The 9,922-nt window shown below is 43.3% G+C and carries 7 protein-coding genes and 2 pseudogenes; 5 read left to right on the forward strand and 4 right to left on the reverse strand.

Going from position 1 to position 9,922, the window contains the following annotated elements; translation table 11 throughout:
* Window positions 1-232 precede the first annotated feature (232 nt).
* Together AB4167_RS21655 and AB4167_RS21660 are read right to left on the reverse strand one after the other, a co-directional pair.
* Window positions 233-1,915, reverse strand: a complete 1,683-nt coding sequence (locus AB4167_RS21655; RefSeq protein ID WP_372137006.1) for an alkaline phosphatase family protein — start codon at window positions 1,913-1,915, stop codon at window positions 233-235.
* 165 nt (window positions 1,916-2,080) lie between these two features.
* Window positions 2,081-2,869 (reverse strand): SUMF1/EgtB/PvdO family nonheme iron enzyme, encoded by a 789-nt coding sequence (locus tag AB4167_RS21660; protein WP_017060470.1) that lies wholly within the window; start codon window positions 2,867-2,869, stop codon window positions 2,081-2,083.
* Window positions 2,870-3,006: 137 nt separating this feature from the next.
* Here AB4167_RS21660 and AB4167_RS21665 point away from each other — a divergent pair, with 137 nt between their 5' ends.
* Together AB4167_RS21665 and AB4167_RS21670 are read left to right on the forward strand one after the other, a co-directional pair.
* Window positions 3,007-4,338, forward strand: coding sequence for an anaerobic sulfatase maturase (locus AB4167_RS21665; protein ID WP_102398064.1), 1,332 nt, complete (start codon window positions 3,007-3,009; stop codon window positions 4,336-4,338).
* An 87-nt stretch (window positions 4,339-4,425) separates the two neighbouring features.
* Window positions 4,426-5,484: a hypothetical protein gene (locus tag AB4167_RS21670; RefSeq protein WP_372137007.1), complete on the forward strand. Its 1,059-nt coding sequence runs from the start codon at window positions 4,426-4,428 to the stop codon at window positions 5,482-5,484.
* Window positions 5,485-5,631: 147 nt separating this feature from the next.
* Here the strand turns inward: AB4167_RS21670 and AB4167_RS21675 are convergent.
* Both AB4167_RS21675 and AB4167_RS21680 read right to left on the reverse strand, forming a co-directional pair.
* A pseudogene (locus AB4167_RS21675) lies at window positions 5,632-5,844 on the reverse strand (gamma-glutamyltransferase); the annotation flags it as partial.
* Window positions 5,840-6,105 (reverse strand): annotated as a pseudogene (locus tag AB4167_RS21680) (gamma-glutamyltransferase); the annotation flags it as partial. The pseudogenes AB4167_RS21675 and AB4167_RS21680, both read right to left, overlap by 5 nt.
* A gap of 621 nt (window positions 6,106-6,726) precedes the next feature.
* Between AB4167_RS21680 and AB4167_RS21685 the strand changes: the two are divergent.
* The 3 genes from AB4167_RS21685 to AB4167_RS21695 all read left to right on the forward strand — a co-directional run bounded on the left by AB4167_RS21685 (window position 6,727) and on the right by AB4167_RS21695 (window position 9,881).
* Window positions 6,727-8,193: a methyl-accepting chemotaxis protein gene (locus AB4167_RS21685; RefSeq protein WP_372097531.1), complete on the forward strand. Its 1,467-nt coding sequence runs from the start codon at window positions 6,727-6,729 to the stop codon at window positions 8,191-8,193.
* A gap of 131 nt (window positions 8,194-8,324) precedes the next feature.
* On the forward strand, window positions 8,325-9,461 hold the full coding sequence (locus tag AB4167_RS21690; protein WP_372137008.1) for an outer membrane beta-barrel protein: 1,137 nt from the start codon (window positions 8,325-8,327) through the stop codon (window positions 9,459-9,461).
* A gap of 9 nt (window positions 9,462-9,470) precedes the next feature.
* Window positions 9,471-9,881 (forward strand): phosphate ABC transporter substrate-binding protein, encoded by a 411-nt coding sequence (locus AB4167_RS21695; protein WP_010429296.1) that lies wholly within the window; start codon window positions 9,471-9,473, stop codon window positions 9,879-9,881.
* Window positions 9,882-9,922 lie beyond the last annotated feature (41 nt).

The raw sequence follows: 9,922 nt of genomic DNA on the forward strand, positions 1-9,922 counted from the left end.
CTTCCCAGAATGAAGATAGGAAAGTATGATTCGGCATGAAAACGGTAGTTTGTGTATGATTTTTGTTTGGCGACTAAACCATATCACTTACTACCGTTTTTGTTTTTAGTTCCCGCTAATCCGCGATGAACCTTTTTTGTTTCGACCTAGTGAGTCAGAAACAGATAAACGGCTCTTTTATTGAGTGGGTGCTGGATTCGAAATCTAGCTCACGAAACCTTAGAGATTGAGTCTACTCAGTGATCTCTTGCAGCACTTCTCCGATTGACCCGCTTGGTTGGGTGATACCCAGTTTGTTCGAAAGCGTTGGCGCAATGTCATATGGCGTCACTGGTCGCGATACCTTCTTAGCTTCAACGTCGTAGCCTGCAAAGATCACAGGCACATGAGTGTCGTATTTCCACGGAGAACCATGTGTAGAGGCAATTTGGAGGCCTTCCATGTCGTTAATGTAGCTGCGCGGTGCAAATACTACGTACACGTCGCCAGAACGAGCAGGGTGGTAGTTGTTTTTAATTAGCTGCATCACATGCGTATCCGGTACTCGGTTAGCCGCAATGTCACTACTTGATACAGCAAACGCAACACCTTTCACTTTTGCAATTTCATCCGCAATAGCTTCTTGGACCTTAGCCAGATCAAGCTTCTTCTCAGCGATCAGATCATGATTCAGATAGATGTAAGGTTGTGCGTACAAGCGAATCGCGTCTTTGGTTAAACCAAATTCATCCTTCAATCGTTTCTCAACACCACTCGAGAGCAGTGTATCTTTATTGAAGTATTGAGCTTGATTAAAGCCAAGCGCATTTGCCGCAGGTGAAGATTCAGGTACTCCATGATCGGCAGACAACACAATTAATGTATTTTTTAGCCCGACTTGGTTATCAACGGTTTTAAGAAGCTTGGCGATCGTCTTATCAAGTCGAATTAGGTTGTCTTCTGTTTCTAGGCTTTCAGGGCCGTATAAGTGCACCACGTAGTCGTTTGATGAGAAACTCACAGACAGATAATCAGTCACGTCACTTTGGCCTAGCTTCTCTTGCATCAACAGTGTGCTTGCAAAGTTTTCTGTGATCTCGTCACCGGCCGGGCTAACGGTTAGCGTTGTGCTGTAGTACTTGTAACTTGCCGGGCCATAAGGATGAGGGAAGGTGCGTTGGAAGTCACCGAGTTTCACTTTGTGTTCGGTATCGTGTTCTTGCAACGTGTATTTATCACGCGGTAATGAGAGCTCCCATTTCTGTTTGGAATACTGAGCAGCAATCGCTTTCTCGTTCCAGCGTGATACCCAATCTGGATACTCGTCATAGTAATAGTTACTGGTGACAAACTCCGATTGTGCTTTGGAGAACCAGAAGGCTTTACCACTGTGTCCTGCCAATGAGATTGCGCCGCGGTCTTTCACTGATACACCGAATACTTTTGATTTGCCACTATTGGAAATCGTCAGTTCGTCACCAAACGTGGTGGAGAGTATTGGCTCTGGAGAGCGGCCATCGCCTTGTGCTGTCTTCTGCGTTGGGTCGATCTCTGTTGCTTTATCGACACCTGCACCAGAGGTCAGCATTTGGTAGTTACCGTCTTCTACGTTATACACCAAACGTTCTTCGCTACGGTCATACCAAACGTTACCTACCATGCCGTGTACGCTCGGTGGAGCACCTGTTGCAAGCGACACATGGCCCACGATCGTTTCCGTGTTGCCATGTTGGTAGTTTGCGTTGGTGTAGTAGGTACCATCATCCATTAAGTACCGGAAACCGCCTTCACCGAAGTTGTGCTTATATCGTTCGATTAGATCTGCGCGCAGGCCATCTACCGTGATTTGAAGGACTAGATTTGGCTTTTCCTCAGCTGAAGCTGGGAGAGCGCAGAGTAACGCGAGGGTTAGTCCTGAAAGCTTGGTGTATTGCATAGAGTTTCCTTATTCACTGTTGCCGCTGAGTTCTAATGTTTGGTCAGGTTTCCAACGTTTGGCCAGATTTGTAACGTGTGTGCAGTGCGAATCGTATTTTTAGTATTGTTGGTGACGATTAGTGAACCATAACCTTCGGCATCTTTAGTTAGTTCGCTTCGTTAGCTAGTTCACATCCTTAACTAAACGCAGCCCCATATCTGACATAGTGATCGATTGGCTTGCGAAGTCACGACGGTAACTTTCAGATTCATTTTCGTCATAAGCAAAGCTGCCACCGCGAACCGATTTGTGTGATAAACCGACGTCGCTGTGTTTTGCGTTGTTAGGGTTGTCTGTTGGACCGAATCGGTAGAAGGTGTCATCGAAGGCATCGATAACAAACTCGCCCACGTTTCCTGTCATGTCATATAAGCCTAGTTCATTTGGTTTCTTTAGCCCGACTGGATGTGCGCTATTTTTAGAATTTGCTGAGTACCACGCAACATCATCTAAGTTATTGGAACCACTGTAAGTATAGCCTTTACTTTTATTGCCACCTTTGGCTGCAAATTCCCATTCAGCTTCAGTAGGCAGACGGTATTCTTCACCCGTTAATTCATTCAACTGCTCAACAAAATAGTTTGCTTGCTGCCAACTAAGGTTATTAACCGGAACTTGTGGGTTTTGGAAATAACTGAGAGATGAACCCATCACCGATTCGAACAATTCTTGAGTCACCTCAAACTTCGCAATATAGAAACTATCTACAGTTACATTACGTGCAGGACGCTCTGCTTTGGTCGCTTCTGGACCGTTCGACCCCATGGTGAATGTGCCGCCTTCAACCAACACCATCTCTTGGTCAATTTGTTGGGCGATGGGGTGTGTAGGCACGCTTGCACAGCCACTCAGAAGGATAGTCATGGTGACGCTGCTAATTGTTGCTAACTGTTTGTAATTAAGAAATTTCATCACGTGCCTCAGATGTTCGAAATAGGGTCTAATTCTAACGTTTAAGGTCATTCCTATTGGTTATAAAGGGTATAACATGTCACCTGTTCGAATAGGAATTATGATGGGTCCAGAATACTAAAATAGGTAGGTAAATCATGCATATTACTCAAGGTCCACAATATAACGGTAAAGCGTCTAAGCGCTTGCATGTCATGGCTAAGCCGATTGGCGCAGCATGCAACATTGACTGTAAATATTGTTACTACCTAAGTAAGCAAGATTTGTTGGAGTACAAGAAAGGCAGTTCTCCAAGAATGGATGATGAGACGTTAGAAACCTACATCCGACAATACATCGAAGGTCAAAACACGCCAGAAATTATCTTCTCATGGCAGGGTGGTGAACCTACCATGCTTGGTTTGGCCTATTTTGAACGTGTGGTTGAACTACAGAAGAAGTACCAACCTGAAGGTGTATTGATTTCAAACGACTTACAAACCAATGGCACGTTACTGAATGACGATTGGGGACAGTTCTTAGCAAAGAATAACTTCTTGGTCGGCTTAAGTATTGATGGCCCAGAGATGCTGCATAACGCCTACCGTACTAACCGAGCCGGTCGTGGTACGTTCAAACAAGTGATGGCGGCTGTTGAGCTGTTGCACAAGCACCAAGTGAAATTCGCAACGCTTACCTGTGTGAATAACCTGACCAGTCAAAATGCACTAGAAGTGTACCGATTCTTACGTGATGTGGTGAAGTCGCCACAAATGCAGTTTATCCCTATCGTTGAGCAAAAAACCTTTAGAACGGTTGCACCACAAACATCCCAAGTAAGCGAGCAGCTTAAACAAGGCGACAAACGCCTGATCCCCGGCCATAAAGATTCAATCATGGAATCGTGGTGTGTGTCGGACTTGGCTTGGGGTAACTTCTTGATTTCTGTGTTTGACGAGTGGGCCAAGAACGACATCGGCAAGGTGTTTGTTCAGTATTTTGAAGCGAGCGTAGAAACATGGATTGGGCGTCCGAACCCACTGTGTACCTTGAATGAGATATGCGGAAAGGGCTTGGCAATGGAGCCAAATGGCGACGTATTTTCATGCGACCATTATGTTTACCCTGAATACAAGATTGGCAATATTCATCACGAGAAACTTGATGATTTGGCGTACAGCGCACCACAGCAAAAGTTTGGTTTTGCTAAATCCCGTACACTGACCAGTCAATGTCAGCAGTGTGATTACAAGTTCGCTTGTCATGGTGAGTGCCCTAAGAACCGCTTTATCAAAACTCGTGTAGGTGAACCGGGTTTGAACTACTTATGTGCTGGTTGGCACAAGTTCTTTTCTCATGTCGACAAGTCGATGGCTTATATCGCTCGTGCGATGGGGCATCCGGTTGCTCATGGCAAATTCAGTGACTCAGTATTGATGGCACATCGTGCAAAACAGGCGCAACAAACTACGTTCGAGACCAAGTTTTAACTCGTTCTTTGGATCAACAGGTCCAAGATAAATTTAATCAGATACGAGTCTAAGGACAGGCTAAGTTCTCCAGTTTAAGGTAATACTATGATGAAGAAGAGTTTAGCGACGGCTGTTGCTTTATTGATTTCAACGTCCGCATTAATTTCAACGTCTGCGATGGCTGCGAATAGCGTTCAACAAACGGTTGACGCGCCAGCACAAAATATCAATCAAGTGCTTGAAATGACGGACACTCAAACCCGCATTCAACAGTTGTCTTACATGGCACAAGATCAGAATCAATCTGTTGAAAATCGTACTGGTGCACTGCAAGAGCTTGCTTCATATCCAAGCCAAAATGCGCTGGTGGCGGTGGCAAGAGGCTTAAAAGATCAAAACCCTGAAGTTCGTGAAGCGGCGGTTATCGGTTCTGAACCTTACCAACTTGAACATCGCTGGGCGTTAGTTTCACCCTTGCTAAAAGACAGCGATACCATGGTTCGCCATACGGCAACGTCAAACCTAGTCCGTGACTTCAATGCATTGGATGACGAGCAGAAAGCACAAATTGAACCACCAGTCATAGAGGTTATTAGCTTCTTGGAAACGCAAGAATCTGAAAAGTACCAATTACTGTTTGCTGATGTGCTTCGTTGGCACAATGACTGGGATAAGGCGGAAACGGTTTATCTAGAGCTGATCAATACGCATCCAAAAGAAGCGCAAGTTTGGTTGAGCTACGCAGATAATTTTCGAGCTCAGAACAAAGATAAGCAAGCAGTCGAAGTATTAGATCGTGGTTTGGAGAGCGTGCCAAACAACGCCGCTCTGCATTATTCGAAATCGTTGACTCTGGTTCGCCTTGAAGACAAAACTGCGGCAGCCAAAGAGATTGAAGTGGCAGCGAAGCTAGCGAAAGATAACAGCTACTACTGGTACCTAAATGGGGTATTACAAGAAGAGTTGGATATCGACAAGTCGACTAAATCGTTCGAGAAAGCATATTTGATCTCTGGTTCTCCAGAGCAGCTATACGCGGTATGCGATATCTATGTGCGCTACGGAAATGAAAAGACCGATGATTGCTTAGGTGAGCTAGGTAAAGTAGCTCCTGACTATGTTATTGATCAGTTGAAAGATAAACGAGTAGCGCCAAGCTCATAATATCCTAATGAGTAATTAGCGAAGCCTATAATGAAAAGCCAGTCGACACGTTCGACTGGCTTTTTCGCATCCATGAACTGCTTAGACGAGGTTCAAGCAACTAAAGACAAAATAAGGGCAAGCCTGTTACTTGCCCATTTCGTTTTATTATTCACCCATAGAGCTTGATGCACGGCGTCTGTCGGTCGCGCCATAGATCTTGCCATCTTTGACTTCAATGGCATTCAAGCCACTGACGACTGGAATGACATGCACCGGATAACCGAGCTGCATGAACTCTGGTACTAACATTTCGGCGTAGGTTTTCTTTTCGACGAGCAAACCCGTTGGGTCATAAGGTTTGGTGCGATCAATCTTGGTCTTTGTCTTTTTGGTAAAACAGCGCAAAAGTACCGCCGCCAATCCCAGTCATATCCGGTTCAACCACCGACATTGTCATCTGCATCGCCACCATTGCATCGACTGCTTGAGTACCGAATACCCAGTGCTGCTTACATATGGATTCGTTGCACTTACCATAAACTCTTCGCCAGTTTCGTCTGGCGTAATTGGAAAAGGATTTGGCTTAGCCGCGAAACCGACCGCTGAAACCAAACTTAAAGATAAAGTCGCTATTCGCATGCGTTCTCCGTTTAAGGTATCTGTTTATTCGCTCTAAGATTGACCGAGTAAGGGCGGTGAAGTTCGTGAGTTTGCAGCCTTTTTACACAACACTGACGCTGCTGACAGAATCATTAAATAGTAGAGAATTTTGCGGCTTAAATTTATTGCGAAGCTAAATGTAAGGGCAAACTTGGGTTCTCAATATTAATTTAACTATCTTGAAATCCTAATTTTTGAATAACTAAAGCGATTTTGGAACATGATGAATTACAGTCTTATGGAGAGGTGTTCAGTTTGATGTTGAACTCGTTTTTAATAAAGTAGTTAATTATACATGCTGATTTATATGGTTATTCTTACTTGCATAATAATTTATAAATAATGTTAACATTTTTGTCACTATTTTCGGTGTGACAGATTGATATACTGGTCAGATCTGTTATTATTCAAAATACATATGCAGTTCATCATACTGTTTAACAAAGGGAGCTTATGTTTACACTATCGATCAAAAATAGGATTTTGGCTTTATGTTTAGTGTCGCTAGTAGGATTTACTAGTATTCTATTTGTCGGAGGGGATACGTTAACCAGTAACACCCAACAGGTTAATCGAATTGATCAAGTTACTTATCCGGTTATGAATGCGGCTTCATTGAATAGTGTATTGATCTCTCAATTAGCCGAGCGCTTTAATTTAGCAGTGACTCTAGGCGATGACGAGATTTTGGAGATGAACAAGCAAACTCTCGCTGAGATTCAAAATAACTTCAACATTCAAATCTCTCTCGATCCTTCATTACAGAGCTCATCTGCACTTTTGCAAAATCAAACCAATCAATATTTTGAGTTAGCTTACCGAGTTGCTCAAGGCATGATAGATGAAGAGATCAGCCTTAGCGAAGCTGGGCGCCTTGCAAAACAGAGCACCGCAATCTTAGATGAGCTTACTTTGGGTATGCATAAGTTTTCTTTGGCTCGTCAATCAGAGTTTGAAAACGCGGTACAAGATCTAGAATCAAACAATAAAAAAGCTAACCAAATCATGAGTGTGTCTGGTGCTGTAGCCATGCTTGCGATGTGTATCTTTGGTTGGTTTGTGGTGAAAGGTATACGTAGAGATCTCGCGAATATCAGTGACAAAATGCGTGATATTGCTGAAGGGGATGGAGACTTAACGGTTCGCCTACAGCATGAAAAAAATGACGAACTGAAACCTTTAGTTGAATCATTCAATAACTTTGTCTCTCATTTACAACAGAACGTCACACACACTATAGGTAACGTTACTCAGCTGGACACGATCTCTGGTTCACTTGTTAAATCAAGTCAAGTAACAAGTGAGTTGTCGACTAAGCAGCATCTCTCTATTGAAGAAGTATCAAGTTCATTAAATCAATTGTTTCTTGCCGCTAGAGAAATCGCTACGAACGCTAATGATGCTTCGACTTCAGCTTCCAGTGCGAGTGAGCAAGCAAGCTTAGGAGAGAAGCAAGTCAAGAGTACGATTTTAGCCGTGCAAGAATTAACGCATGATGTAAGTAATGCATCTCAAGTGGTTAAACAGCTAAATGACAACACACAAAGTGCTGGCTCGATACTTGAGTCGATCAGTGCGATTGCAGAGCAAACCAACCTGCTTGCGCTTAATGCGGCAATTGAAGCTGCACGCGCTGGTGAACAAGGCCGTGGTTTTGCTGTCGTTGCTGATGAAGTAAGAACGTTAGCATCAAGAACTCAATCATCTACACAAGAAATTCAATCTGTACTCTTACAGTTACAAGACCAAGCAAAAACTGCGTCATCGATTATTTCTGATAGCGTAGTTAAAGCCGAAACTTGTGTTGAAAAGTCAATTGTCGCGGAAAATTCTCTGCAGAAAATTACTTCAGATATTATCGAAATCAGTCAACGAAACGAAAGTATTGCCGCTGCGACTGAAGAGCAGGAGCAAACCTCCACTCGTATTGAAACTTTTGTCGAAGAAATTCGCAAGATGGCAGAAGGCACCAGTAACAGCGTTCAGCAAGTGGACGCCGTGGCGCAAGATATTCAAAAAGTGACTCGTAACCTTTCAACACTAACTGGCCACTTTAAAGTCAGTTAAGTTCCCTAGAATCATTCCCTCTCTCCTTTCGGCTATGCCTTAAGGAGGGCGGCAGTATGCCCCAAATATGGGCTGATTATACAAAAACAATTATATAAAAACGAAAAATCACATAACAATTGGAGTTAGTTATGAAGAAGACAGTGGTTGCTGCCCTAGTAAGTATGGCGTTTGGAGCAAATGCTGCAAACATGGATGATCTTCGAATTAGTGGATTTGGTTCTGTAGGCATCGGTAAGTCAGACAATGCGATAGGTTATGCGGGTTATACCGACGAAAAATTAGATTGGGAGCAAGAGACATTAGCAGGCTTACAATTTGATTTTCAAGTAAATGAGCGTGCTAAGTTCGTGACGCAAATCGTTGCAAACAGCCGTTATGATTATGAGCCAAAAATTGAGATGGCTTATGCCTCTTATGATTTTGAGGCCTTCACAGCTCGAGCAGGTAAGTTGCGTTTACCTTTGTTTTTCTACTCAGATTACACAGACCTTGGCTATGCGTATCCAATGATCAGGCCTTCTCAAGAGTTGTATGAAAACATTGTTTTGAAGGGCTACACGGGTGCTGATTTATTGATTCCGATTGAACTTGAAGATTCAAGTATTCTTCTTCAGCCAGTGGTTGGTATCGGTACTATTGATGAAGATGACTCAATTGTTGGTGAGGTGAAACTAGATAAACTATTCGGTATCAGTGCCAACTGGAACGTAGATGACTTTACCTTCCGTGGTTCATATTTTGTTGCTGAATCTAATCCATCTTGTGATTTCCAAAACTCACAAGACCCGTATTGTCAATTGGGTGCAATGCTAGATAGCCAAGATGGTCAGTTCATCTCTTTGGGTGCTCAATATGACAATGGTGATCTGTTAGTTAACGTAGAAGCTGCAGATGTTCAATTGGAAGGGCAGTTTTATGACTATCAATCGGTTTCTGGTTTGGTTGGTTACCGAGTCAATGAATTTACGCCTTACGTTTCCGTTAGCTGGGTTGAAACAACAGACAACGAAGAACGTGAGAACATGACTACGACGGCTATTCAAGAGTCGATGAATTACGAGCGTCTTTCTTACTCTGTTGGTAGCCGTTGGGATTTCGCTAAGAACATATCTTTAAAAGCGGATGTGACCTATGTCGATTACCGCGATACTAGTGGTGGGTTCCAAAGTAATGTTGAAACAACAGTAAGCCCATATATTGCAACGGGTAATTACCTTGAAGACAGCTCTATTGTCTATTCAGCACGTCTTGATTTCGTATTCTAAGGAGGCCATATGAAAAGTTTACTGGCAGCAATAACCGTAGCGGTTCTTTCATTTAACGCTTCTGCTGGAATGGTAGTGATTGGTAACAATGCTGGCGTTGATTCTTTATCTAAATCAGACGTTAAAAAGTTATTCATGGGTAAGAAAAGCAAGCTATCGAATGGTACTAAAGCACAGATCATCGAGCTAGCTGATGGTTCTGAAGGCAGACTTGCCTTCCATGAGGTGGCAACGGGACGCAGCGAATCACAACTTCAATCAGCGTGGTCGCGACTTGTATTTACCGGTAAAGCTGAAGCTCCAATCCAGGTTTCAGACTACAACGAAGCAATTATAACGGTTGCTTCAAAAACCAATGCAATTGGTTATGTAGATGAAGCCGCTTTAACAGGTGACGTGAAAGTATTATTTAAATACTAAGCGTTGCTTACTTACCAGCATTAAAAAGGTTCATCGCGGAT

The organism is Vibrio sp. 10N.286.49.E11 (assembly GCF_041469505.1).
GTDB classification, from domain to species: Bacteria; Pseudomonadota; Gammaproteobacteria; order Enterobacterales; family Vibrionaceae; genus Vibrio; species Vibrio crassostreae_C.